General features: G+C 30.2%; 21 protein-coding genes. 7 read left to right on the top strand and 14 right to left on the bottom strand.

Going from position 1 to position 25,717, the window contains the following annotated elements; all coding sequences use genetic code 11:
• Positions 1-2,337, top strand: coding sequence for a transglycosylase domain-containing protein (locus BHU33_RS01830; RefSeq protein WP_065866220.1), 2,337 nt, complete (start codon positions 1-3; stop codon positions 2,335-2,337).
• Positions 2,338-2,378: 41 nt separating this feature from the next.
• Here BHU33_RS01830 and BHU33_RS01825 read toward each other — a convergent pair whose 3' ends face one another.
• From BHU33_RS01825 to BHU33_RS01815, 3 genes are read right to left on the bottom strand one after another with little or no spacing between them, the layout of a single operon-like run.
• A complete protein-coding gene (locus tag BHU33_RS01825) occupies positions 2,379-3,083 on the bottom strand; it encodes a DnaD domain-containing protein (RefSeq protein WP_056997611.1) in 705 nt (234 codons plus the stop codon).
• Between the two features lie 25 nt (positions 3,084-3,108).
• Positions 3,109-3,612: a cell wall elongation regulator TseB-like domain-containing protein gene (locus BHU33_RS01820; protein WP_054646190.1), complete on the bottom strand. Its 504-nt coding sequence runs from the start codon at positions 3,610-3,612 to the stop codon at positions 3,109-3,111.
• A gap of 47 nt (positions 3,613-3,659) precedes the next feature.
• The gene (locus BHU33_RS01815; protein WP_054646191.1) at positions 3,660-6,479 is read right to left on the bottom strand and encodes a helicase C-terminal domain-containing protein; all 2,820 of its coding nucleotides are present in this window, start codon (positions 6,477-6,479) and stop codon (positions 3,660-3,662) included.
• Positions 6,480-6,608: 129 nt separating this feature from the next.
• Between BHU33_RS01815 and mvk the strand changes: the two genes are divergently transcribed.
• Genes mvk through fni form a run of 4 tightly spaced genes read left to right on the top strand, consistent with a single transcriptional unit; the run spans position 6,609 to position 10,676 of the window.
• The gene (gene mvk / locus BHU33_RS01810; protein ID WP_054646192.1) at positions 6,609-7,550 is read left to right on the top strand and encodes a mevalonate kinase; all 942 of its coding nucleotides are present in this window, start codon (positions 6,609-6,611) and stop codon (positions 7,548-7,550) included.
• A 9-nt stretch (positions 7,551-7,559) separates the two neighbouring features.
• Complete coding sequence (gene mvaD / locus BHU33_RS01805; protein WP_054646193.1) at positions 7,560-8,549, top strand: diphosphomevalonate decarboxylase; 990 nt, start codon at positions 7,560-7,562, stop codon at positions 8,547-8,549.
• A 16-nt stretch (positions 8,550-8,565) separates the two neighbouring features.
• Complete coding sequence (locus BHU33_RS01800) at positions 8,566-9,633, top strand: phosphomevalonate kinase (RefSeq protein ID WP_056997613.1); 1,068 nt, start codon at positions 8,566-8,568, stop codon at positions 9,631-9,633.
• 11 nt (positions 9,634-9,644) lie between these two features.
• Positions 9,645-10,676 carry a type 2 isopentenyl-diphosphate Delta-isomerase gene (fni, locus tag BHU33_RS01795; protein ID WP_054646194.1) on the top strand — a complete coding sequence of 344 codons (1,032 nt, stop codon included), beginning with the start codon at positions 9,645-9,647 and terminating at the stop codon, positions 10,674-10,676.
• Positions 10,677-10,723: 47 nt separating this feature from the next.
• Here fni and BHU33_RS01790 read toward each other — a convergent pair whose 3' ends face one another.
• Both BHU33_RS01790 and glpK read right to left on the bottom strand, forming a co-directional pair.
• Positions 10,724-12,064 (bottom strand): RsmF rRNA methyltransferase first C-terminal domain-containing protein, encoded by a 1,341-nt coding sequence (locus tag BHU33_RS01790; RefSeq protein WP_056997614.1) that lies wholly within the window; start codon positions 12,062-12,064, stop codon positions 10,724-10,726.
• On the bottom strand, positions 12,051-13,571 hold the full coding sequence (gene glpK / locus BHU33_RS01785) for a glycerol kinase GlpK (RefSeq protein ID WP_054646195.1): 1,521 nt from the start codon (positions 13,569-13,571) through the stop codon (positions 12,051-12,053). Before glpK ends, BHU33_RS01790 begins: the two co-directional genes overlap by 14 nt.
• 145 nt (positions 13,572-13,716) lie before the next feature.
• On the opposite strand from glpK, the gene BHU33_RS01780 reads away from it, so the two are divergent.
• Together BHU33_RS01780 and yjeM are read left to right on the top strand one after the other, a co-directional pair.
• Entirely contained in the window at positions 13,717-15,141 is a 1,425-nt protein-coding gene (locus BHU33_RS01780; protein ID WP_054646196.1) for a C69 family dipeptidase, read from the top strand.
• 12 nt (positions 15,142-15,153) lie between these two features.
• Positions 15,154-16,647, top strand: a complete 1,494-nt coding sequence (gene yjeM / locus BHU33_RS01775; protein WP_054646197.1) for a glutamate/gamma-aminobutyrate family transporter YjeM — start codon at positions 15,154-15,156, stop codon at positions 16,645-16,647.
• Between the two features lie 41 nt (positions 16,648-16,688).
• On the opposite strand, the gene rplS is transcribed toward yjeM, so the two are convergent.
• The 9 genes from rplS to smc form a co-directional block, all read right to left on the bottom strand.
• A complete protein-coding gene (gene rplS / locus BHU33_RS01770; RefSeq protein ID WP_054646198.1) occupies positions 16,689-17,048 on the bottom strand; it encodes a 50S ribosomal protein L19 in 360 nt (119 codons plus the stop codon).
• A 118-nt stretch (positions 17,049-17,166) separates the two neighbouring features.
• Entirely contained in the window at positions 17,167-17,913 is a 747-nt protein-coding gene (gene trmD / locus BHU33_RS01765) for a tRNA (guanosine(37)-N1)-methyltransferase TrmD (RefSeq protein WP_054646199.1), read from the bottom strand.
• Position 17,914: 1 nt separating this feature from the next.
• Positions 17,915-18,430, bottom strand: coding sequence for a ribosome maturation factor RimM (rimM, locus tag BHU33_RS01760; RefSeq protein ID WP_054646200.1), 516 nt, complete (start codon positions 18,428-18,430; stop codon positions 17,915-17,917).
• Positions 18,431-18,489: 59 nt separating this feature from the next.
• Positions 18,490-18,735: a KH domain-containing protein gene (locus BHU33_RS01755; RefSeq protein ID WP_054646201.1), complete on the bottom strand. Its 246-nt coding sequence runs from the start codon at positions 18,733-18,735 to the stop codon at positions 18,490-18,492.
• An 8-nt stretch (positions 18,736-18,743) separates the two neighbouring features.
• Positions 18,744-19,022 carry a 30S ribosomal protein S16 gene (gene rpsP / locus BHU33_RS01750; protein ID WP_054646202.1) on the bottom strand — a complete coding sequence of 93 codons (279 nt, stop codon included), beginning with the start codon at positions 19,020-19,022 and terminating at the stop codon, positions 18,744-18,746.
• 82 nt (positions 19,023-19,104) lie between these two features.
• Entirely contained in the window at positions 19,105-20,541 is a 1,437-nt protein-coding gene (ffh, locus tag BHU33_RS01745; RefSeq protein ID WP_056997615.1) for a signal recognition particle protein, read from the bottom strand.
• 11 nt (positions 20,542-20,552) lie between these two features.
• Positions 20,553-20,912, bottom strand: coding sequence for a putative DNA-binding protein (locus BHU33_RS01740; protein WP_054646203.1), 360 nt, complete (start codon positions 20,910-20,912; stop codon positions 20,553-20,555).
• 6 nt (positions 20,913-20,918) lie between these two features.
• The gene (gene ftsY / locus BHU33_RS01735; RefSeq protein WP_054646204.1) at positions 20,919-22,175 is read right to left on the bottom strand and encodes a signal recognition particle-docking protein FtsY; all 1,257 of its coding nucleotides are present in this window, start codon (positions 22,173-22,175) and stop codon (positions 20,919-20,921) included.
• 2 nt (positions 22,176-22,177) lie between these two features.
• Entirely contained in the window at positions 22,178-25,711 is a 3,534-nt protein-coding gene (gene smc / locus BHU33_RS01730) for a chromosome segregation protein SMC (RefSeq protein ID WP_056997616.1), read from the bottom strand.
• Positions 25,712-25,717: the final 6 nt, after the last annotated feature.

The following is a 25,717-nucleotide window of genomic DNA, read 5'->3' as shown; positions in this document are numbered from 1 at the left end:
ATGAGCTCAGATGAAACGTATTCTAGAATGAGGAAAAATCAAAGGCATCATGGGCCAGTATTTCACATTATTATGTGGATTATTTTATTTGTTTTTTTACTTATTTTAATGGGATGTGGGATGTTTGCATATTACGCAGCAACGGCTCCTAAAATTTCTTATCACACGCTTTCTAGCGATAACTCCACCACTATTTACGATAAAAATGGAAAAGTTATTTCTCGACTAGGAATGCAAAATAGAGATTATGTTAAACAACAAGATATTCCGGATAATTTAAAAAATGCAATTATTTCTATTGAAGATCGCCATTTTTACTCTGACAAAGGTGTTGATCCAATTAGAATTATAGAAGCTGCTGGAAGCGATTTAATTGGTTCTGGTGGAGGATTACAAGGTGGAAGTACATTAACCCAACAATTGGTAAAATTATCTGTATTTTCAACTAAATCTTCTGACCAAACTTTGAAACGAAAAGCCCAAGAAGCTTGGTTAGCCATTAAAGTTGATCGTGACTATAGTAAACAACAAATCATGGAATTTTATGTTAATAAGGTTTATATGGGGAATAATTCTTATGGAATGCAAACAGCTTCACAATTATTATTTCATAAACCTTTAAATAAACTTGATCTTTCACAAACAGCTTTGTTAGCTGGATTACCACAAGCTCCTGTCGCATATAATCCTGTACACAATCCTAAATATGCTCAAATGAGAAGAGATACAGTTTTAGAAGCAATGGTTCGTAACAAATCAATTAGCCGTGCACAAGCTGATCAAGCTGAAAAAGAAAGTGTAAAAAAAGGACTGCATACAAAAAACGTTGATAAGACACCAACTCAAAAAGATGAAAAATATGCTGATGGTTATATTAGCCAAGTTATTCAAGAATTAAAAAACAAAGGATACAATCTTACTTCTGGTAATAAGGTTTATACAAACTTAGATATGAGTACGCAAAAACATATGTATAAACTGGCAAATGATAAGAATTCTGGAATGGATTTTCCAAATAAAAACTTTCAAATTGGAGCAACAATGGTTGATCCACATAATGGTAAAGTTGTATCAATGTTAGGAAGTCGAAAACAGAATGTATTATTTGGATTAAATCGAGCTGTTCAAACTGATCGTTCAAGTGGTTCAACTATGAAGCCATTAATGGATTACGGTCCAGCCATTGAATACCTTAAATATCCAACCTACCAACCTATCAAAGATACACCCTTTACTTATCCTGGAACTGGTAAGGAGTTAAATGATTTTGATAATAAACATGAGGGTACCATCACGATGCGTCAAGCACTTATAGAGTCTCGTAATATTCCAGCCATTAGAACTTTACAGGCAGTTGGTATTCCTCAAGCAACGAATTTCCTCAATGGCTTGGGAATGAAATTTAAACAGCCGCTTGATTTGCAAAATGGTATTGGTGCTTACATTTCTACTGAACAAGAAGCTGCTGCTTATGCAGCCTTTGCTAATGGTGGTATTTATCACAAACCTTACATGATCAATAAAGTTGTTACCCCAACAGGTGAAGCAAAACACTATGGTTCTACCAGTCACAGAGCAATGTCAACTGCTACTGCGTTTATGATGACCGATATGCTTAAAGGTGTTATGACTGATCCAAAAGGTTCCGGAACAGCAGCTAAAATTGATGATTTATATGAAGCTGGTAAAACGGGTACTGTTCAATATCCTGGTAATTATCTAGGCAAGTTCCCTAAAGATGCAAGTATGGATTCATGGTTTACTGGTTATACTAAAAACTTATCATTGTCGGTTTGGACTGGTTATGATCGCCCACTTGAAGATGGTCATTATGTATCTCAGTCTCAAACTAAGATTGCTCAAAAATTTTATAAAGAAACGATGGAAAAAGCTTCTGAAAATCTACCAAATGAAAATTGGGATAAACCTTCGGATGTGGTTAAAACCCACAAAGACCACGCAACTCAATATTACATCGTTGGTTATCCTGGCGATTCAGACGCTAAAGTTTCCCATAATTCTACTCAATCAGAGCAAGCTTCCAATGATAAATCTGTTGTGAATAACAATTCTAATAGTTCACAAAATAAGAATGAGTCAAAGACGGACGATGATGCCACTAGTGGTGGTACTTCAGCTGCCAATGAAGAAACACCAAATGATGATAATAAAAATAATTCTACAAATAATAATCAAGATAATAATAATCAAACCGACAATAGTCAGAATGATGGGAATCAAACAAATAATACTCAAAATAAGAATCCCCAAGGAACTCAAAGTCAGCCTACTAATGTTGATAATGAAAACAACAATGGTGGAAATAGTAATCCTTAAATAAAAACCAAACCCCAGATTTTTAAAATCTGGGGTTTGGTTTATTTTTTTTGAATTTTAAATAATGGTATTTTAGGACCTTCATTGCTATTGTTTGATTTAAAATTACTTTGTCTTTTATTTCTCTGATCTTCAACTTGAGCTGCAGTTTGAATATTAGACTTTTTCCAATTTATCAATATTCGATCCATATATTTCAAGTTATAAACTTGATTTAATACAGCTTCTTTCAATGCTAAATTAACTAACTTTGGCGAATAATTATCTTCATCAAACCATGCATTAATAGTTTCTAGTTCAAGTGGAGAAAGCATCCTACCAAATTCACTGCTAATCATATCAAAGGTTTCTTTTTTAGCATTTTTTTCATTGTTATTTTTTGTCTTAGAAACATCCATTTTATAATTAGGAATTGTTTCTTTATTATCCATAAGCTGATTCATCTTATTAATCAATGGTTCTAGACTGTATTCATCTTTATTAGTAGTATTACTAGTTTTAATTGAAATTAATTTTTTAGCTACTAATTGGTGTAAAATTTCATAGACTTCGCTTTCAGTTAAACCAGTAACTGTAGAAAGCTTTTGAGCATTCGGAAACGAATCTCCTTGAGTACGAAAATAATTTAATTCTAAAATAATGATTAATTCTGCAGAATCAATCCCCAATTTAGGAAAGTTAGTCAATAAAAAACCGGAAACATTAATTGAACCTAAATTTAAATAGTGAGTTAATTTATCGTCCATATAGCCTCCTCCTATTTATATTTAACTAAATATTATTAATTTTAGAAATAACACGACCATTATAAAAATTAATTATACTATAACTCATGTGATGATCTTTAGAAGACATCGAAACTATCCAAACCGGTTTATTTTTTAATAATGACAATCCAACATTAGTCACCTTTTTATTTTTATTTCCATCGAGAGCAATATTTTTAGCTTTATTAGAAGAAATTCCATCATCATGTTTAATAACTTGAATATTTTCCCAATTTTTAGAAACTATTGCATACGCAGGTTTACCGTCCTGGTTATAACCAGATACTGAATAATATGTCTTGCCCAAATTAGAGGTATAAAATTCATTAATTCCATGAAATTTAGCGTGCTTTTCTACCAAATTAATTGTAGTTCTTTTCGTTTTAATTTGTGGTTCTTTAGCTTGATGAATAATCATAACCGCCATTATTAATAAAAAAATTAAAAATATGACTAATATTTCAAATATTTTCATCAATTTTTTACGTCTAATCCATTTTTTTCGCATCTTTAATCCTCTTTTTGGCTGAATAATTTAATTATAGCAAAGAACAACTATTTTTGATGATGTTGTTTTAAAAATTCAATGTTTTTTTTGGCAATTTTCTCTATTGATCCGACTTCTGGAGCTACTCCGTTATCAATTGCCTTCATTATTTGTTTTCCATATTTTTTAGTTATAATTCGATTATCTAAAATTGTAATAGTCCCATAGTCTTGTTTATTCCGAATTAAGCGTCCAATCCCTTGTTTTATATCCATAATAGCTTGGGGTAATGAATAACTAGTAAAAGGATTCTTTTTTTTCTTTTTTAGATATGATGCTCTAGCTTTAACTATCGGATTATTTGGTGCTGGAAACGGTATCCTAGGAATAATAATAGATTTTAAATAGTGTTTTGGGAAATCAATCCCTTCCCAAAAAGCATTTGAACCCAAAATAATTGAATTTGGATTAGCTTCAAAACGTTTAATTATTTTTTCTTGACCTCCAGAAATACCAGATGCAAGAACAGCATAAGAATTATCGTTTCCATTAAGTCTTTCATAAACTGCTTTAATTAAGTTCATTGAATTAAATAACACTAGCGTAGGCTGTGGACTTTCTTCAAACAATTTTTGGATTGAATTTGCTAAATAATTAACGTATTCATCATTTTCATAATTTTCTGGTGTTGGAGTTTCTTTAGAAATTACTATTTGACTTTGTTTAGCATAATCAAATGAATTTTTTAAACGTTTCATTCTAGTGTTACTTCGATGTAAGTCTAATTGATCATAAATATATTGGGATTTTTTTGATGTAAACAAGACTGACCCGGTAAAAACAACTGGCTCAAAATATCTATAAATTTTTTTATTCAGATTGCTGCTGGTGTCAAACCTAGCTAGTGATAGATAAACGTTATTAACATCCATGTCATCTGAATAATTTAACCAAAAAACTTCAGAATCAGAACTAACATTAATTTGATTAACTATATTTTGAACCTTAGTAATAAAATTATTAATATGATTAACATGATCATTAAATTGCAGAAAAATTTTGTAATCTGATGCCGTCCACTTTTGCACACTTTTAGAAATTTTAATATTAATTTGATTTAATAATTTTTTGATTTGCTCATTTAATTTAAATTGTTTTTTTAAATCATTATGAACGTTTTCAAAATATTTATTGAGTTTGGTTGTTTTCAAACCAATTTCATGTTGTTCATTAGATAAATGATGCATAAAATTTTGTTGAAACTGGTTCAATAGTTTTGAATTAACTTCAAAAACCTCATCAATTTTTTTCATGATTTTTTTAAGTTCATTATTTAATGATATGTCATCGTCAAAAATATCCATTAAATTTTTATTATGAGTTTGAAAAACGTCATTTTTAATCCGTCCAGTATATAACTTAATTGTGCCTAACCAAAGCGATTGTTTTTGGGAATCAAACGCTACGTCTGCTAATCGATGGGCTTCATCTATGATTAAATAAGGATTAGTATTCAGATTTTCATGAATTTTTTTTGCGTTCTTAAATAAATAATTATGATTAACCACTATCATATCCGAAACTTGAAGCTTCTTTTTTTGCCACTCTAAAAAATCGTATTCTCCAAATTCATTGTCAAAGTTATTTTTTCCAGATTGATAACTGATTTGTTTTAAAATCGCTGCTTCAGTGGGTAGATGTAATTCATCTAAATCGCCAGTAGTTGTTTCAGTTAACCAAACTAAAATTTGTGCTTTAATAAATTGTGATAATTTATTATCATCATTAACTACTAGATTATTAACAAATCTTGAAAGATCAATATAATGATTTTTTCCCTTTAAAATGCTTGTATTTAGATTAAATCCAAAGTAATCATTAATTTCGTATTTTAAAATTTGGCTTAATTGTTCTTGCAATGCGATTGTAGCAGTACTAATTACAACTGGTTTTCCTTTAGCAGCTATAAAGGCCATTGGTAGCAGATAACCAAGTGTCTTACCACTTCCTGTTGGAGCTTCGATTAAAAGATTATCAGTTGTTTTTTGCGAATCAGTGTAATTACGATAAATCAAATTCATCATTTTACTCTGAGATTCACGCCATTTAAATTTATTTTCTAATAATAATTGTTTTTGATGTTTAGTTTTTGGAAACTTTTTGTCAATTTCTTGATTATTATTTAATTTAATTTGATGTTTTCGTAAGATAAGTCCTTCAACATTAACCAAATCATCTGATAATAAAGCATTATTATTTTTGCTTAGTTTTTCTTGATAAATTGATTTAATAAAATCATTTGTTTGTTGTGGTAAATCTAAATTAATTTCTAAAATACTTTTTATGGTATCTATTGGTAGTGAGTTAATCTTATTATAAATGATTAATAATAAATCAGCGGTTGCTTTAGCGTCGCTAAATGATGAATGCGGATGATCATGTAAAATATGAAAATAACTACTTAAGTGACTTAAACGATAACTAGTCAGTGTCGGGAAGAAAATCTGCGAAAGAGTTACCGTATCAATAGCATCATTATCTAACGTTGGATATCCAACCTGTTCTAATGAATTATTTAAAAAGGGAAAATCAAAATTGACATTATGAGCTACAAAAACCGTATTTTTTAATTTTTTATAAATGATGGGAGCTAGTTGATCAAAAGTTGGAGCATTTTTAATTGTTTTTTCAGAAATACCCGTAAGTTTTGTAATTTCCTGTGGAATTTCTTCCCCATTATTTACATATGTTGAATAAGAATCAATAACTTTACCATTTTGCACAAAAACAACACTAAATTGAATTATTTGATCTCCATTATTTATATCAGTTCCAGTCGTTTCCATATCAACAACCGAATATACTGTATCTTTATTCGTAATAATCACCAACTTTCATTTCTAACTAAAACAATTTTACTACAAGTTAGTGATATTCGATAATGTCAATACGCTTGAGTGCTAGAAATAAAATAATTTGTGATAAAATGAGACTATTAAGAAAGCGAGCGATTATTAATGAAAAATAGTGCCTCTGGTAAAAGTCATGCCAAAGTTATTTTTTTGGGTGAACATAGTGCTGTATATAATAAACCGGCCATTATCTTCCCAATACCTCAAGTTAAAGTTTTCGTAACTATTAAAAAAAGTAAAATTAATCAATCGATAATTCATAGTTCTTATTTTAATGGTACTCCTAACGAACTACCTGCTTATATGGACGGACTAAAATTATTAATCATTAAATTAGAAGATAACCTTAACTCGAAACGAATTCCTTTAGATATTACAATCAAAAGTGAAATTCCTTTGGGAAGAGGCATGGGATCTTCTGCAGCAACCGCGACTGCTATTATTCGGGGATATTTCAATTTTTTCGAAAAGCCATTAAATATGAATACCTTAAAAACATTTACTGATATTGAAGAAAATGTCACGCATGGTAATCCAAGTGGAATTGATGCTGAAACGGTTAGTTCTATGCATCCGATTTTATTTGAAGCAAAACAATTTTCTGACTTTCCTTCTAAATTAAATGGTTACTTAGTAATTGCAGATACTGGGATTTCTAGTAATACACGCGTCGCAGTTAGTAAAGTACATGACGAATTAGCAAATAATAAAACTAAAATATTACAAATTATTGATCATTTAGGTGACTTAGTTGAGAATGCTAAAAAAACCATTTCATCTGATGATATTAACGGCACTGGTAAAATTATGAATTTGGCCCAACAAGATTTAAAACAACTTAAAGTTAGTTCAAAAGAAATTGAAAAATTAATAAAAATATCACTACAATTTGGTGCAGTAGGTGCTAAATTAACTGGTAGTGGTTTGGGAGGCTGTATAATTGCTCTTACATCCAAAGAACATACAGCTATTAATATTAAAAATGCTTTATTAAAAAATGGAGCAGCTCACGTTTGGATTCAAACATTACAAGAATTAAACAATTAGGAGTAAACAATGACATTTGAAAGTCAAAATAATTCCAAAGTACGTGCTCATACCAATATTGCATTAGTAAAGTACTGGGGAAAAGAAAATGAAGCCTTAAAAATCCCGACTACTAGCAGTTTGTCATTAACATTAGATAAATTTTATACTGACACGGAAGTAACATTTAAAAATGAGTTAGCTGCTGATCAAATTATTTTTAACGGTGAAGCAGTTAAAGGAAATAAAGCAAAACGAATTACTAATTTTTTAAACATCGTTAGAGAAATGGCTGGTAAAAACATTTTTGCAGAAGTTAAAACGTCAAACAATGTTCCAACTGCCGCAGGATTAGCTTCTTCTGCTTCTGGATTTGCTGCATTAGCAGGAGCTGCCAGTAAAGCAATCGGATTAAAATTAAACAAAAAAGAACTATCGAGATTAGCTAGAAGAGGTTCTGGATCTGCAACTCGTTCTATTTATGGTGGCTTTGTGGAGTGGCAAAAAGGATTTGGTGATCAAACCTCAATTGGAGTTCCTTTTATTGAAAAAGTTGATTGGAATATTCATATAGTGGCAATTTTGGTTAACAAATCAGAAAAAGAGATGACTAGTACTCAAGGTATGAAAATTTCAAAAGACACTTCCCCTTACTACGTTGAATGGAAAAAACTTTGCAAACGAGACCTTAAAAATATTAAAATAGCAATTAAAGCTCATGATTTTAGTAGAATGGGTAAAATTGCAGAAGAAAATGCTATGAGGATGCACGCATTAACATTAAGCGCAGACCCAGATTTTACCTATTTTGATGCTGATTCATTAAAAGTTATGAAATTAGTTCATAACTTACGTCAAAGAGGAATCGAATGTTACTTTACTATGGACGCAGGTCCCAATGTGAAGATTTTAGTAGAAGACCATAATCTTGTAAGCTTAAAGCAAGAATTGAAAAAAGACTTTGATGAGGATAAGATAATAGTTGCTTCACCTGGTCCTGGAATTAAGTATTTAAAATAAGAAAGAAGTTACTAATTTGATTACAACTAAAGCTCCTGGAAAAATTTATATTGCTGGAGAATATGCTGTTGTTGAAAACGGCAATCATGCCATTATAGCTGCGGTTAATCGTTTTGTTACCGTTAAGTTAAAAAAAACTTCCGGAACTGGTCTGATTACCTCAAAACAATATGAAAATCATATGTTAAGATCGCATCGGATAGGTTCAAAAATGGTTGTTGATAATCGTGATAATCCATTTCAATATATTATTTCTGCTATCAATGTTACAGAAGAATACGTTCAAACGTTGAATATTCCCCCACAAACATATGAAATTAACGTTAACAGTACATTGGATAATGGTGATGGAAAAAAATATGGATTAGGTTCATCTGCGGCGGTGACCGTAGCAACTATCAAAGCACTTTGTGAACTGTACCAATTAAAAATTACTAAAATTGAATTATTTAAATTAGCTGCAATTTCTCATTTTGATGTTCAAGGTAATGGATCATTAGGTGATGTAGCATCAAGTGTTTTTGGTGGAATTATTTCATATAGTTCTTTCGATCGACAATGGTTAGCAGATTTTCGTAAAAAAATATCTATTAAAGAACTTCTCAAATTACAATGGCCGGATTTAGAGATTATTCCTTTAAAAATCCCCAATTCATTAAAATTTTTAGTTGGATGGTCTGGATCTCCTTCTTCAACATCTAATTTAATTGATAAAGTTGAATTAAAAAAAGGAAAAAATAATTCACGTTATCAAAAATTTCTCCATGATAGTAATAAGTGCGTAAGAGAAATTACAAATGGTTTCAGACAAAATAATATTAGAATAATTATGAACAATATTAACTGGAATCGATTATTATTGCGCAATTTAAGTAAATTTGCTCATGTTGATATTGAAACCCCTGCTTTGACAAAATTAATTGAAATTGCTGACAAGTTTGGTGGTGCAGCAAAAACTTCTGGAGCTGGTGGTGGAGATTGTGGAATTGTTTTAATTGAAAAAGAATGCGATATCAATCAGCTTATTAAGGATTGGAAAGAAAATGGAATTCAAAGACTTGATATTAGTATTTATGAACATTAAGGAGTTTTAGGATGTTAAACCAACATTCCCATAGAAAAGATGAACATGTTTCATTAGCCAAAAAATTTCATCAAGAGAATTCAAATGCTGGATTTGATGATATTCGCTTTATGCCTAACTCTCTGCCAGAAATTAGTAAAAAAGAAGTTGATATTTCGACACAAATTGGCAATCTTAAATTTAATATCCCCTTTTACATTGAAGCAATGACTGGTGGAAGTGATTTTACTAAAAAATTAAATCAAAAATTAGCTAAAATTTCTAAAGATACTGGAATAGCAATGGCTGTTGGGAGTGAAAGTGTCGCTTTAAAATATCCAGAAACAAGCGACAGTTTTACAATTGCCAGAAAAGTTAATCCAAAAGGAATTTTAATTGCTAATTTAGGTGCGGATGTTTCCTTGGATGAAGTTGATGATGCGATTAAACTCATCGATGCCAACGCAATTGAAATCCATATTAATGCAGTTCAAGAGATTATTATGCCAGAAGGAGCATCAGTATTTAAGTGGATTGATAATATCCAAAAAATTGTAGAACATGTGACAATCCCTGTAATTATTAAAGAAGTGGGTTTTGGAATGGATTCTGAGTCCCTTCAACGATTAAAAAATATAAGTGTTAAATACGTTAATATCGGTGGACGTGGTGGTACTAATTTTGCACAAATTGAGAACTTTAGACGTAAAAATAAGGAAATGAAATATTTAAAAGATTGGGGCATAAACACAGTTCAATCTCTTTATGAGTCTCAAAAAGTTAATGGGGTACAAATTATTGCCACCGGTGGAATTACAAATCCATTAGAAATTGTAAAATCACTATATTTGGGTGCAGATGCAGTTGGGATAGCTAGTGAAATATTAGTTAGTTTAATTGATAATGGCGTCGAAAAAACAGAAATTATGATTAATTCATGGATTGATGGAATTAAATCAATTTTTACTATTTTGGGTGTTCAAAATATCCAAGAATTGCGTACTAAAAAAACAGTCCTTAGTCCTGAACTACTTAGTTATTTACAACAAAGACATATTAAATAAAAAAATAATGCTCTGACCAGCTAATTGTTGGTCAGAGCATTATTTTTTTATACTTTAAATCTTAAACCCTTAGGGAAAAAATTTTTCAAAGTTCCATTAACAACTTTACCAAATCCAACTGCCATTTCATCACATTGAATTAAATACCATCCTTTATTCAAATCTTTATCGACTTTAATAGTATCTCCGTGAACATATGCTTTCCATTGATTTCTGTCAATTTGAATTTTTCTCTTAACATTTTTAGGATTGATAGCTAGTGAGAGTCCATAACTAGGTTCGATTCGATTTTTTTTAACTATCCCTAATGGTGTTCCTGGTCGCATAACTTTTAATCCCTGTAAATTTGGTATTTCAGGATTGAAAGAATATAACATATCACCAAACTTTAAAAGATTTTTGGGATCAAAATCAACAAAAGTATCATTGTTAAATTTTTCCCATTCCTTTTGGATATCAGGTTTTACATTTGATTTTTGCGGATTAAATTTATTAATCGATTTCAAATCGTTATTCTGTAATTTAGCTACAAAATGCCCATCTCCCCTGAACAGGTGCGGAAAAAGACGAACAGTTTTAGTTAAGTCCTCTTCTCCATTTGCCCAAGCAGGTTTCCCATCAACCATTCCTTCATATTTAGGGATTGGTAATATAGTAAAATTGTAATTTTCTAATATCCAAGCAATAATCTGTTCATCCTCTTCAGGAGCAAAAGTACAAGTCGAATAAATTAACTGGCCACCAGGTTTAAGCATTTTAACTGCTTCGGTAATTATTTCTTTTTGTCGAATAGCGCATTCTTTAGGGTAATCAATTGACCAATATTTCGTAGCTTCATGATTTTTACGGAACATTCCCTCCCCAGAACAAGGTGCATCAATTAAAATTTTGTCAAAATAATGTTTAAAATGACTAGCCATTTTTTGAGGAGATTCATTCAAAATTAGTGAATTCCAAACGCCAAACCTTTCAAGATTTTCTACTAATATTTTAGCGCGTCCCCGATCAATTTCATTAGAAACTAATAAACCAGTATTATTTAATAAGTTAGCAATTTGGGTGGATTTCCCACCTGGTGCAGCACATAAATCTAGGATTTTTTCTCCAGGTTGTGGATCTACTACTTGAGCCACAAACATTGCTGATGGTTCTTGACTATAAACATATCCACTTTGATGTTCAGGTGTTTTACCATTGACTTTACCATAGTATCCATTTGGAACATACTCAATTGGATAGTCAAAATTTTCATGAATATTTGCTGCTGATTTTAATTTATTAATGCGAAATCCATTATCTGGTTCATCATCAAAACTTTTTATAAATTCACCATATTCATTGCCCAGTAATTTTTGATATTTAGTTTTAAATTCTTCAGGAAGTTCCATTACTTTTCCCCTTTTTAAATTCACTAGTTGCTTTGACAGCCATTTTCCAACCATCATATAGTTTATTACGATTATTTTGACTTATCTGGGGATTAAATATAATACCAGCTGTTTTATTTTTTTGTAATTCAGTAATATTTTTCCAATATCCCACTGATAATCCAGCTAAATAAGCTGCCCCTAGTGCTGTAGTTTCAGATATTTGTGATCTTTCAATTGTCTTATTTAAAATATCTGACTGAAATTGCATTAAATAATTATTTTTGGACACACCGCCATCTACAACTACTGATTTTAGTTCGATTCCTGTTTCATCCACCATCGTTTCTAAGACGTCTTTTGTTTGATAGCCTAATGATTCTAACGTTGCACGCACAATTTGATTCTTGGTGGTATGCATAGTTAACCCTAAAATTGAACCACGAATATTTTGATCCCAATAAGGAGCACCCAACCCAGAAAATGCAGGTACTACATAAACAATTTCTGAAGTTTTAGTTTCCTGTGCCAGCTTTCCAGATTCAGAAACATCATCAATAATTTTAATTCCATTTTTCAACCATTCAACGGCTGCTCCTGCAGCAAAAATACTTCCCTCATATGCATAAGTAATTTCACCATTAAGACCATAGGCAATGGTAGTCAGTAACCCTTGTTTAGATAACTTAACCGAATTACCTAAATTCATCATGATAAAGGCACCAGTTCCATAAGTGTTCTTAGTCATTCCAGGTTTTAAGGCTAGTTGTCCAAATAAGGAAGATTGTTGGTCTCCAGCAATTCCAGAAATTGGAATTTGAACTCCCATAAAAGTAAAATCTTGTGTATATCCATAAATATGAGAGGGGTCTTCAACTTTTGGCAATAACTTTTGCGGAATATTCAAAATATTTAATATTTCTTGATCCCATTTTAAATCGTTAATGTTAAACAACATAGTTCTACTAGCATTAGTATAATCGGTAGCATGTACTTTTCCATTAGTCAACTTCCATAATAACCACGTATCAATGGTACCAAACATTAACTCACCATTTTGTGCTCTTTCTCTAGAACCTTCAACATGATCTAAAATCCATTTTATTTTAGTAGCAGAAAAGTAAGAATCAATTAATAATCCAGTTTTTTCATGAATTAACTTTTCGTAACCCTCTTGTTTTAATTGATTAGCAATCGATGCGGTTTGTTTTGATTGCCAAACAATTGCATTATAAATAGGCTTGCCTGTATTTTTATCCCAAATAACCGTTGTCTCTCTTTGATTGCTAATTCCAATTGAACGAACCTTATATGGAGGGATTTCACTTTTAAAAAGCACCTCAGAAATTATAGTTTCAACAGTATTCCAAATTTCGTTTGCATCTTGTTCAACCCATCCAGAATGTGGAAAGTATTGTGTGATTTCTTTTTGTGCTTTTCCAATTTCTTGTCCTTGATGGTTAAATAAAATAGCACGAGCAGATGTGGTTCCTTCATCAATTGCCATTATGTATTGTTCGTTTTTCATGTTTAACTCCATAAAATTAACTTAATATAATAATTATAACCTTTATTGGTTTTTCTTCATAACTATTCATTATCATGAATTATAAATTAGCTTGGTGTACAATTAAAATGTAAGATATTTTTTTGAAAATAAATAAGGAGTAATAATGAATAATAATTATTCAGCATGTACAAGCATTTTGGTTGGTAGAAAAGCAACTACAGATGGAAGTACTCTGATTGGTAGAAATGAAGATGCTAAATCAGCTTGGCCTAAACGTTTTATAGTTCATGAACACCAAAAATTAGCAAAACAGCAAAAATTTATTTCTAAAGATAATAATTTTCAAATCTTGTTGCCTAAAGAACGGTTAAAGTATACTGCTACTCCGGAATGGACCGATAAATTTGGTTTATTTGAAGAAGACGGTATTAATGAAGACGGAGTAGCAATGAGTGCTACTGAAAGTACTTATGCTAATAATCAAGTTCTTGGAGCGGATTCCTTAGTAAAAAATGGTATTGGGGAAGAAGCAATGGTAACAGTTGTTCTTCCATATATAAAAACCGCTAAAGAAGGTGTAAAGAGATTAGGTAAAATTGTAAGTGAATACGGAGCTTCTGAAACAAATGGAATTCTTTTTTCAGATTGTAAGGAAGTTTGGTATTTTGAAATCGGATCTGGTCATAATTGGGTTGCTGAAAAAATCCCAGATGATGAGTATGCTGTTGTGGCAAATCAAATGGCAATCCAAAATATTAATTTTGATGATCCCATTAATTTCCAATGGTCCCCTAATATTCTTGAGTTTGTTAATCAAAACAAATTAAATATTAATAGAAAGGGGTTTAATTTTAGAGAAATTTTTGGTACTCAAGATCAATCAGATACTTATTACAATACACCTAGAGTTTGGTATGGACAAAGAACATTTAATCCTAAAATTGAACAAAATCCAAATTCACAACAATTACCTTTTAGTCAAAAAGCAGAGCATTTAATTTCTGTGTTTGATGCTCAATCATTTTTAAGTTCTCATTATCAAGGAACTGTTTTTGATCCACTTGGAACCGGAACTAAAACAGAAAAAACTAAGTTTAGACCTATTAGTTTGGCTAAAACACAAGAGTCACATGTTTTACAATTAAATGGTAATCTTCCACAACAAATTGGCGATATCCACTGGCTTTTAATGGGTGTGGGTGCACAAAGTACTTATGTGCCATTTTTTGCTGGAATTACTGATACTCCTGAAGAGTATCAATATCCAGTTGGAAAAGATTATGATCCTAAATCTGCTTATTGGATTTATAAATTGGTTGGAGTTCTTGTTGATCCTCATTATTTAGAGTTTGGAGAACAGTTATCTAATGTTCAAAATCAACTAGTTCAAAGTTATATTCAAATAATCAACGAAACTATTCAGGCATCAGATAATCTTACTGGGAAAGAACTAAACAAATTAGCAGATAAACAAAGCAATAAAGCAGCTATAATGGCTATGGATTCTTTTAAAAAACTTGCATCTCAGTTTATTACGCAATCAACTGATTTTTCTCCATTAAATTATCATCAAGATTTGAATCTTTAAGGAGGTAATCATATGAAAAATAATAAAAAAATGAGTGTAAGTGGTTTAGTTTTAATGATTCTTTCGTCAATATTTGGATTTGCCAATGTGACTGTTGCATATGATCAAATGGGTTATGCAAGTATTATTTGGTATGTTTTTGCAGCCTTAGTATTCTTTTTACCTACTGGATTAATGTTTGCTGAATACGGTTCTTCATTTAGTAATGAAAAAGGTGGCATTTATTCCTGGTTAAAAAATTCAATTGGAGAAAAATTAGCTTTTATTGGGACTTTCATCTGGTTATCTGCCTGGATAATTTGGATGATTTCAGTTTCAAGCAAGGTTTGGATTCCAGTTTCAAATATTTTCTTTGGTACTGACAAAACTAGTACTTGGCATTTGTTTGGAATTTTCTCATCAATGCAAACTATTGGAATTTTGGGAATTCTCTGGGTACTAATTTCTACACTTTGTGCCACTAAAGGATTTAATCAAATTTCAAAAGTAGCCAATATCGGTGGTATTTTCTCAATTATTTTACCTGTTTTATTCGTAATAATTTCAATTTTCATCTTGTTTGCAAATCATGGTAATTTAGCTGAACAAGTTCATGGAATGTCTACTTTTATTAAATCCCCTAACCCATTATTTTCTAGTCCCATCGCAGTAATGTCATTTGTTGTTTATGCCATTTTTGCTTATGGTGGAATGGAATCTATGGGAGGAATCGTTGATCAAGTTGATAATCCCAAGCGTAATTTTCCACGTGGTGTAATTATTGGTGGAATTATTATGGCAGTAATTTATTCTGGAGCTATCTTCTTCGTAGGAGTAACTGCTAATTGGCAACAAGTTTTAGGTAAAGGAAGCGTTAATTTAGGTAATATTACTTATGTTCTTGTTAGCAACCTTGGTTATGTTTTAGCTAAGACTATAGGATTCTCTTCTGCTACTGCTATTATAACTGGAGAATGGTTTGCACGTTTTGCCGGATTAAGCATGTTTTTGGCATATATTGGTTCCTTTTTTGTCTTAATATATTCACCCATTAAATCATTTATTGAAGGCTCAGACCCTAAAATTTGGCCTAAACGAGTGACTAAACTTAACAAACATGGAATGCCAGCATTTGCGATGTGGATTCAAGCAGCTGCCGTGGCAGTCGTTATTTTTGCGATTTCGTTCAGTGGTTCAGGAGCACAAAAATTTTATCTTATTTTGACTGATATGGGAAATATTTCTAGTACTTTCCCATACCTTTTCTTAGTTGGTGCATTTCCATTTTTCAAAAAATTAAAAAACATCGAAAGACCGTTTGTTTTTTATAAAAATAAATTATTTACTACAGTAGTTGTGACAATCATTATGATTGTTCTAATTCTTGGAATAGGATTCACAGCTATTGAGCCAATTTTAACCAAAGACTACGAAACAGCTTTTTGGACCATTTTTGGACCAATTGCATTTGGACTAATTGGATGGATTATTTATGATATTGGAACACACAAACAAAAAAATGCTTAAAAAAAGAGATTAGACATTGTTGTCTAATCTCTTTTTTATTTTTAACGTTTTTTGAAAGATTGCTTGATACGAGCAGCTTTCCCTTGACGATCACGTAAGTAATAAAGCTTAGAACGACGTACTTTACCGTGTCTAATAACTTCAATTTTTTCAACACGTGGTGAATTCAATGGGAAAATTCTTTCCACTCCAACACCATTACTAATCTTACGAACAGTATAAGTTGCTTGAATACCAGCACCACGACGTTTAATTACAACCCCAGTAAAGTCCTGAATTCTTTCGTTGTCACCTTCAACAACTTTAACTGATACCTTAATAGTATCACCAGCACGAAAGTCTGGAATATCTGAACGTAATTGATCACTATTAATCTTTTCAATCAATTTGTTTTGACGCATAATAAATTCTCCTAACTAGCACTCATATCTACTCGACAGCGGAATACTGTTGTATTTAGTTTAACAATCAATATAAATTATATCATAAAAATTTAAAAATAGTAAAGGTTAATTTACATTATTCTTCTTCAATCTTAACTTCAGCAAGTAATTTAATTGCTTTTTTAGAAAGTTTTTTATAATTAATTAAATCTGGACGTCTTAAATAAGTCTTTCTTAAAGATTCTTTTAATCTCCAATCAGAAATTTTTTGGTGATCTCCACTAGTTAATACTGCTGGAACTTCTTGACCTCTGAAATTAGCAGGACGCGTATACTGTGGAGATTCTAATAACCCACTTGAGAATGAATCATCTGCTGCTGATCCTTTATTTCCAAGTACTCCTGGAATCAAACGTGCAATGGCATCAATCATAACAAGAGTGGGTAGTTCCCCTCCAGTTAGCACATAATCTCCGATTGAATATTCATCAGTAACAATTTGTTTAATACGTTCATCGTATCCTTCATAATGACCACATAAAAAAGTTAGATGTTCTTCTTTGGCTAATTCTGCTGCAACATTTTCATCAAATTTTTTCCCAGCAGGATCAGTTAAAATAACTCTTCCAGTTGAAATATCGTTTTCTTTTGCCACTTGTTGAGTATGATCAAATGCGTCAATAATTGGTTGAGGTTGCAACAACATTCCTGCTCCACCACCATATGGCATATCATCAACGTTATGATGTTTATTAGTAGAATAATCTCTAAAATTTGTAATATCAATATTCAAAAGATTGCGATTAATTGCTTTGCCAATTATTGATGCATTTAAAGGTCCTTTTAAAATGTCTGGAAAGAGACTTAAAATATCTATTTGCAAACTATTCCAATCCTTTCAACATTTCAACAATAACTTTATCATTTTCTAAATCAACTTTTTTAACGACGTCATCAATTTTAGGTAATAATAAATCTTTTTGATTTTTACGTTTAACAACCCAGACATCATTCGGACCAAGATCCATAATATCTTTAATTTCGCCTAATTTATTATTATTAGTATCAAAAACATTTAAACCAATAATTTGATGATAATAATATGCACCTGGTTTTAATTCATCATCTTTTTGTTGTTCTTGTTTTATTTTTAATAATGAAGGTTTAAGATATTCAACATCATTAATTGAATTGAGTCCTTTAAAATGAAGTAAAATAAAATTTTTATGTTTTCTAGATCCATCAATTTTAAGTGGAACAATTTCATTATTTTTGGGAAAAGCATATACAATTGCTCCGACCTTAAACCGTGAATCTGGAAAATCAGTAATAGCTTGAACTCTTACTTCGCCTTTAATACCTTGAGTATTAACTATTTCTCCAACATTTAAATATTGCATAATTCACCTGTTCTAAAAAAACTCTTAAATAAAACTAAGTTTTATTTAAGAGTTTCTATTTATTTACCGTCATTAATAATAAGTTTAATTCGCTTATTATCAGGAACATGGACACTATAAACAATAGCACGAATTGTTTGAGCAACTCTTCCACGTTTCCCAATCACACGTCCAACATCTTTTTCATTTGTTGATAAAATATATTCATGAAAATCGTCAGTATCTTGATGAGATATTTTAATATCATCAGGAAATTTAACTAACGGTTTAATAATGGTTTTTATTAAATTATCAAAATTAATCATAATTAAGGTTATTTCTTATTAGCAAGCTTTAAATCATGAAGTTTTTTCATAATTCCAGCATCTGACAAGATATTTCTAACTGTATCAGAAGGCTTTGCGCCTTTTTCTAACCAATTAAGAATATTTTCTTCTTCAAGAGTTACTTGGTTTTCTTGAATTAATGGATTATAAGTACCAACATTTTCAATATAACGACCATCACGAGGACTACGTGAATCAGCAACTACAATACGGTAAAATGGATTTTTCTTTGAACCCATACGTTTCAAACGAATTTTAACAGACATAATTACACCTCCTATAAGTTTCTTAACACCTATTATAATAACAAGAATAATTTGTAATGTAAAGAGTTTTTTCTTTACACTACTATTTTTTCTTTTTCTTACGACGACGCTTATTTTTTTTCATTTTACGACTCATACGTTTCATAGCTATATTGGATAACTTGCTCATTCCCCCACCCATTCCAGTTGCTTCCATCATATTTTGCATTCCAGACATGTTACCATTTGATACTTGATTCATCATTTTTTTCATTTGGTCAAATTGTTTAATCAAACGATTAACATTTTGAATTGGCTGAGCAGAACCTCGAGCAATTCTTCTTCTTCGTGAAGGGTTTAATACATCTGGATTTTCACGTTCTTCATTAGTCATAGAATAAATAATTGCTTTAATTTTTTCTAAATCTTTTGGATCCATATTAACATTTTTCAAAGCAGGATTATTGGCCATACCAGGAATCATACCAATAATATCTTTTAAAGGTCCCATATTTTGAATTTGTTGTAACTGATCTAAAAAGTCATCAAAATTAAAAGAATTTTCTTTAATTTTTTCAGTTAATTCTTTTGCTTTTTTTTCATCAACATTTTTTTGAGTTTTTTCTACTAATGAAAGAACGTCTCCCATTCCCAATATACGAGAAGCCATTCGATCTGGGTGAAAGACGTCCAAATCATTCATCTTTTCACCTTGACCAGTATAAAGGATTGGTTTACCAGTAACTGCTTTAATTGATAAGGCTGCTCCACCACGAGTATCCCCATCAAGTTTAGTTAAAATAACACCAGTTAAATCTAGAGCATCATTAAATCCTTCTGCTGTATTAACGGCATTTTGACCGGTCATTGCATCAACTACTAAGAGAATATCAGTTGGATTAGCAACTTCTTTAATATTTTGGAGTTCTTTCATTAATTTTTCATCGATTTGTAGCCGACCAGCAGTATCAATAAAAACATAGTCATTATGATTTTCTTTAGCTTGTTTTAACCCATCTTCAACAATTTTAACTGGGTCAACATTTGTACCTTCATCAAAAACAGGAACGTTAATTTGATTACCAATTTGTTGTAATTGCTCAATAGCAGCTGGACGATATACATCGGCTGCTATCAATAATGGTCGAGCATTATCATCATTTTTTAAGCGATTTGCTAATTTTCCAACAGTGGTGGTTTTACCTGCTCCCTGAAGTCCAACCATCATTATGATTGTTGGTATTTTGGGTGCTTTTATTAACGAAGTAGTTTCTTCGCCCATCATTTGTGTCAACTCATCATCAACAATTTTAATGATTTGCTGTGCAGGATTTAATCCTTCAAGAACATTTTCCCCATTTGCTTTAGCTTGTACTTTTTTTACAAAATCACGAACAACTGAAAAATTAACATCAGCATCTAATAATGCTAATCTAATTTCTCTCATTGTAGCACGTAAATCTGCTTCACTAATCTTACCTTTACCACGCAAATTTCTAAAAGCATTTTGTAATTTATTAGTTAACCCTTCGAATGCCATTTTATAACCTTCTATTCTTCCTCTATTTTTTCTAATTTATCAACTAATTGATTAATATATTTATCATTATTATATGTTTTTTTGACATAATCTTGTAAATTATCAATTATTTTGTTTCTCTTTAGAAATTTATCATACAAACACATTTTTGCTTCATATTTTTCTAAAGTTTGTTCAGTTCGTCGAATATTATCATAAACCGCCTGACGACTAACATTAAAGTTTTCCGAGATTTCTCCTAATGATAAATCATCTGCATAGTACTGACAAACATATTCGGCTTGTTTAGGAGTTAATAAACTCCCGTAAAAATCAATTAAAGCATTAATTCGATTATCCTTTGCTAATTTTAAATCGAAGTTTTCATTCATGAATTATTATTCCTTTATTAACCCTTTAAAAAGTCCGTAAACAAATTCTTTTGGATCAAAATCCTGTAAATCATTTACCGATTCTCCCAATCCTACATATTTAACTGGGATTCCAAGTTCATTTTTGATTGCAATAATTATTCCACCACGAGCTGTACCATCTAACTTAGTTAATACTAAACCTGATATATTAGCAACATCTTTAAACATTTTAGCTTGAACTAAAGCATTTTGACCAATGGTAGCATCAATTACAAGCAATACTTCTTGTGGTGCACCTGGGATTTCACGTGTAATGATTTTATTCATTTTTTCTAATTCGTTCATCAAATTAACTTTATTTTGCAAACGTCCCGCCGTATCAACGAATAAAATATCATAATTTTCTTTTTTAGCTCGTTGGACAGCATCGTAAACCACTGACGCTGGATCACTACCTTCATCTTTTTTAACGATATCTACATGATCACGCTTAGCCCATTCGTCAAGCTGTTCAATCGCTCCAGCTCTAAATGTGTCAGCAGCTGCAACCAAAACTTTTTTACCATCTTCACGATATTTATTAGCTAATTTACCAATTGTAGTTGTCTTCCCAGCTCCATTGACCCCAATAAATAAAATCACTGTTGGACCATCAGGATTAATATTTAATTCTGATTTGCCATCATCTGGTGCATCGTACATATCAATTAATTTTTCAACAATAAAATTTTGTACTTCTGCAGTTTTTTTTATGTTATTTAATTTAACTTCTTCTTTTAGTTGATCACTAATTTCGGTTGCTGTTTTCACTCCAACATCTGATTCAATTAAAGTATCTTCTAAATCTTCAAAAAATTCATCATCCACAGATCTGAAATTAGCAAATAAACTATTTAACTTTTGACCTATTAACGAACGTGATTTTGATAATCCATGTTCATATTTTTTTTCTTTATCAATATCATTGCTTTTATCATTATCCAATTCAGAATTTTTAGAACTGATCGATTCATCTTCATCATCATGATTATTATTGTTTTCCAATTCCATTTTATCAAAATCATCATCTGATACATCATTTTCTGATGATTCTGTTGTATTTTCATTACTACCAGCTTCAATATTCTCATTTGAATCATGTTCATCTTTTGAATTGTTTATATTTTCCGTTTCAGCATTGGTTGGTTGCTCAATATCTTCATCATTTTGTGGCTCATTATTTTCTTTTTCTAATTCACTATTTTCTTTATTTTTCTTTTTAAAAATATCAAATAATCCCATTTTTAATTCTCCCTATGTTTATCATCATTTAAGTTTACCGATACTAGCTTTGATATTCCAGAATCTTGCATAGTAACCCCATATAGATTATCAGCATATACCATGGTTTCTTTTCTATGTGTAATAACTATAAATTGGATTTCCTGCTTTAAGTCTTGAATATAACGAGCAAATCTATCAACGTTTGCAGGATCGAGTGCAGACTCAGCTTCATCTAAAATTACAAATGGAACTGGTTTAACTTCTAAAATTGCAAATAATAATGCTAAAGCTGTTAAAGCTTTTTCGCCCCCGGATAATAAACTAATGTTTCTAAATCTCTTTCCAGGCGGTTTTACTATAATATCAATTCCAGTAGTTAATAAGTGATGAGGATCATTTAATTCTAACTTAGCTTCACCACCGCCAAAGATATTGCGAAAAACTTTAGAAAATACTTGGGAAATGTTTTGGTACGTTTTTTCAAAACGAACCTTAACCGTTTCATCCATTTTATTCATAATGCTTAACAATTGATTTTTAGCTACATTTAAATCATTCATTTGATGTTGCATAAAATCATAACGTTCTTTAAGTTCTTCATATGACTTAATTGCACCTATATTAACATTACCAAGTTCACTTAATTCCTGTTTAACATTTGAAATTTTTTGCCTAATTTCATCAAAATTTAATGTTAGTTTTGAAAATTTATCATAATTAATTTCTAAGTCTTTTATTTTGTTTTTATTTTTTTTAAGATTATCAGAAATTACATTGAGTTGCGATTGAAATTGATGAAGCTTTTCATTTTGATTAATTGTTTCATCTTGATTTTCACTAATTTGTTTGTCAATTTTAATGATTTTTTCTTTATTAATCTTTGTTTTTTGTTTAATTTGATCAATTTTAATTTGGATGATTTTTATTGATTGTTTAATATTGTCAGTATTTACGTTATCTAATTTAATAGTTTGGTTCAATTCAGCAGTTAATTCTTTGATTTTATTTCTTGAATCTGACAATTGTTGATTAACACTTTGTAATTGATTAGCCAAATTACTCTTTTGCTGATTTAAATTTCTTTTTCGTTCATCAGCAACTACTAATTTTTGATTAATTTCATTCAAACTTTGTTTACTTTGATTTTGTTTTAATTTTAATTCATCAATTTCACTTTTTAATTTTTCATTTAACTTTTGATTATTTTCAATTTTTATTTGTAATTGTTTAATGACATTATTGAATTCATGTTCATTATAATTATTATCACTAAAACTTCCGCTAATTTTAATTTGTAATGCTTTAATGTTTCGGTTATTTTTGTCAAATTCAATTTTATTTAAAGTTAAACTTTTTTGTTTTAGCTCTAATTTTGATTTTAAATCACTAGTTAATTTGTAAAGTTCATTCTTTTTTTGCTGAATTTCTTCATTAATTTTTTTAGTTTGATTAAGCTTTAACTCATCATCTTTTAACTTTTTACCTTTTTTTTCAACTTGAATATTAAGTTTTATTAATTTGTTTTTTTGGCTTAAAATTCCTTCATTTTGATGTTGATTCTTACCACCTGTAATAGATCCGCCTGAATTAATCACGTCACCATTTAAAGAAACAAATTTAACTCGATGATGAACTGTTTTACTTAGTTCAGTAGCATGTTTCAAATTATCAGTAATTATTACATTTCCAAGTAAATGATTTTTTACTTTTTCCATATTATTCGGCATTTGAACTAAATTAGCTGCAATACCCATAAATCCAGGTTTATTTTTAATTAAATCAAGGATTCTAGGACTAAGTAAACGTTCATTAATTTCTTGTATGGGAAGTAAAGTTACTCTTCCTTGTTTATTTTTATTCAAAAAACGAATTGCATTACGTGCATTAGTTACATTATCAACGATTATCTGTTGAATTGAACTACTTAAAGTAATTTCAATTGCTGTTACGTACTCTTTTGGAACACTAATGAAGTCGCTAACTGTTCCTAGAATCCCTGGTAATTTATTACGTTGTTTTAATAAATTACGTGTTCCTCGATAAAGATTGTTATGGCTTTCTAACATTGACTGCAAACTATCTCGTTCAGTCTTTATTTCTTGATAATTTCGCACATCAGCATACCAATTTTCTTGGTAATCTTCAATTTGTTTTTCTATTTTATCTGATTGAACATTTATATCATAAAATTGCTTATTAGTAATATAAATATTAGCTTGTAATTCTTTTAATTCTATTTCATCAGAATCTATTTTAGTTTTAATTTCACTAACTTGATCTTGATAAGCTCTAATTTGTCTTTGTTGTTCTGCTGACTCATTATTACTTTGCTGCGACAATTTTTGGTTTAAACGCATATCATTTCTTTTATTCGTAATTTGTTGCATTAAATCAACATAATCACTACGATTTTTTTCTAATTCTTTTTCTTTTTTATTTATTTCAAATGACAATTTTTGGTCATTTGAAACTCGCTTTGATTTATCAAAATTTTTAATATTATTTTTTATTTTTACTAATTCATTTTCATTTTTTTTAACTTCAATGATTAAAGTATCTCTTTGAGCTTTAAGATCTAATATTCTTTTCTCTAAATCATTTTTTTTCTGAGAATTAAATTGTTCTCTTTGCTCATACAAACGTTCTTCACTATTAACAGTTTCCAACGTTTTAGTATTCGTTAAAAGTTCTTGCTGTAGCTTTTCTTGTTCGGCATTTAAGGATTCTATACTACCATTTAAATTCTTTTTTTCAGATTTTAAATCAGTTAAACGATGATTCAAATCTAAGCAGTTTTGACTAAGTTTAGATATTTCATTAGATATTTGTTTCTTTTTATTCTCATCTTGATTGATTTCAAGATTAAATGCATTATATTCTAATTGACTTAAGTACTTTTTTTTACGCAAATAAAGCGAAGCGGTTTCGCTTTGCTTTTTTAGTGGAGTCATTTGCTTTTTTATTTCACTAGTAATGTCAGAAATACGATCTAAGTTAAATTGCGTTTCTTCTAATTTTTTCTTAGATTCATTCTTTTGCTTTTTATATCGATATACACCAGCAGCAGTTTCAATAATAGAACGACGTTTTTCAACATCATCATCTAAAATGTCATCAACATTACCTTGCGAAATGATTGATAAAGATCCTTCACCTAATCCTGTATCCATAAACAAATTATTAATATCACGTAATAAACACTCTTTATCATTAATGGAATAAATACTTTCACCATTTCGATAGTATGTTCTAGTGATTTTAACTTCGCTATAATCAGAATCTAAAAAATGAGTTGAATTATCAAAAATCAAACTAACTTCTGCCCGATTTAAAGGATGACGATATTTTGATCCAGAAAAAATAACGTCTTTCATTTTTTTACCACGAAGGCTTTTAGCAGATTGCTCTCCTAATGCCCATCGAACGGCTTCAATGACATTACTTTTACCGCTTCCGTTTGGACCTACAATTCCTGTTAATCCTTTTTGGAAATTTATGATTGTTTTATCAGCAAAAGATTTAAATCCCGCAATCTGAATTGATTTTAATTTCACAACAGA

The sequence above is a fragment of the Fructilactobacillus lindneri DSM 20690 = JCM 11027 genome (assembly GCF_002907375.1).
GTDB classification, from domain to species: domain Bacteria; phylum Bacillota; class Bacilli; order Lactobacillales; family Lactobacillaceae; genus Fructilactobacillus; species Fructilactobacillus lindneri.
Note: the sequence above shows the minus strand (reverse complement) of the source record. Positions and strands in the feature narration are given on the sequence as shown.

What these genes read in the sequence shown, in the direction of transcription:
- ffh (WP_056997615.1), bottom strand. Translation starts at nt 20,541, where the DNA reads ATGGCATTCGAAGGGTTAACTAATAAATTACAAAATGCTTTTAGAAAT.
- rpsP (WP_054646202.1), bottom strand. Translation starts at nt 19,022, where the DNA reads ATGTCTGTTAAAATTCGTTTGAAACGTATGGGTTCAAAGAAAAATCCA.
- BHU33_RS01755 (WP_054646201.1), bottom strand. Translation starts at nt 18,735, where the DNA reads ATGATTAATTTTGATAATTTAATAAAAACCATTATTAAACCGTTAGTT.
- yjeM (WP_054646197.1), top strand. Translation starts at nt 15,154, where the DNA reads ATGAAAAATAATAAAAAAATGAGTGTAAGTGGTTTAGTTTTAATGATT.
- BHU33_RS01790 (WP_056997614.1), bottom strand. Translation starts at nt 12,064, where the DNA reads ATGGAACTTCCTGAAGAATTTAAAACTAAATATCAAAAATTACTGGGC.
- BHU33_RS01820 (WP_054646190.1), bottom strand. Translation starts at nt 3,612, where the DNA reads ATGCGAAAAAAATGGATTAGACGTAAAAAATTGATGAAAATATTTGAA.
- rplS (WP_054646198.1), bottom strand. Translation starts at nt 17,048, where the DNA reads ATGCGTCAAAACAAATTGATTGAAAAGATTAATAGTGATCAATTACGT.
- mvaD (WP_054646193.1), top strand. Translation starts at nt 7,560, where the DNA reads ATGACATTTGAAAGTCAAAATAATTCCAAAGTACGTGCTCATACCAAT.
- BHU33_RS01740 (WP_054646203.1), bottom strand. Translation starts at nt 20,912, where the DNA reads ATGAATGAAAACTTCGATTTAAAATTAGCAAAGGATAATCGAATTAAT.
- BHU33_RS01825 (WP_056997611.1), bottom strand. Translation starts at nt 3,083, where the DNA reads ATGGACGATAAATTAACTCACTATTTAAATTTAGGTTCAATTAATGTT.
- BHU33_RS01830 (WP_065866220.1), top strand. Translation starts at nt 1, where the DNA reads ATGAGCTCAGATGAAACGTATTCTAGAATGAGGAAAAATCAAAGGCAT.
- BHU33_RS01780 (WP_054646196.1), top strand. Translation starts at nt 13,717, where the DNA reads ATGAATAATAATTATTCAGCATGTACAAGCATTTTGGTTGGTAGAAAA.
- fni (WP_054646194.1), top strand. Translation starts at nt 9,645, where the DNA reads ATGTTAAACCAACATTCCCATAGAAAAGATGAACATGTTTCATTAGCC.
- ftsY (WP_054646204.1), bottom strand. Translation starts at nt 22,175, where the DNA reads ATGGGATTATTTGATATTTTTAAAAAGAAAAATAAAGAAAATAGTGAA.
- rimM (WP_054646200.1), bottom strand. Translation starts at nt 18,430, where the DNA reads ATGCAATATTTAAATGTTGGAGAAATAGTTAATACTCAAGGTATTAAA.
- glpK (WP_054646195.1), bottom strand. Translation starts at nt 13,571, where the DNA reads ATGAAAAACGAACAATACATAATGGCAATTGATGAAGGAACCACATCT.
- mvk (WP_054646192.1), top strand. Translation starts at nt 6,609, where the DNA reads ATGAAAAATAGTGCCTCTGGTAAAAGTCATGCCAAAGTTATTTTTTTG.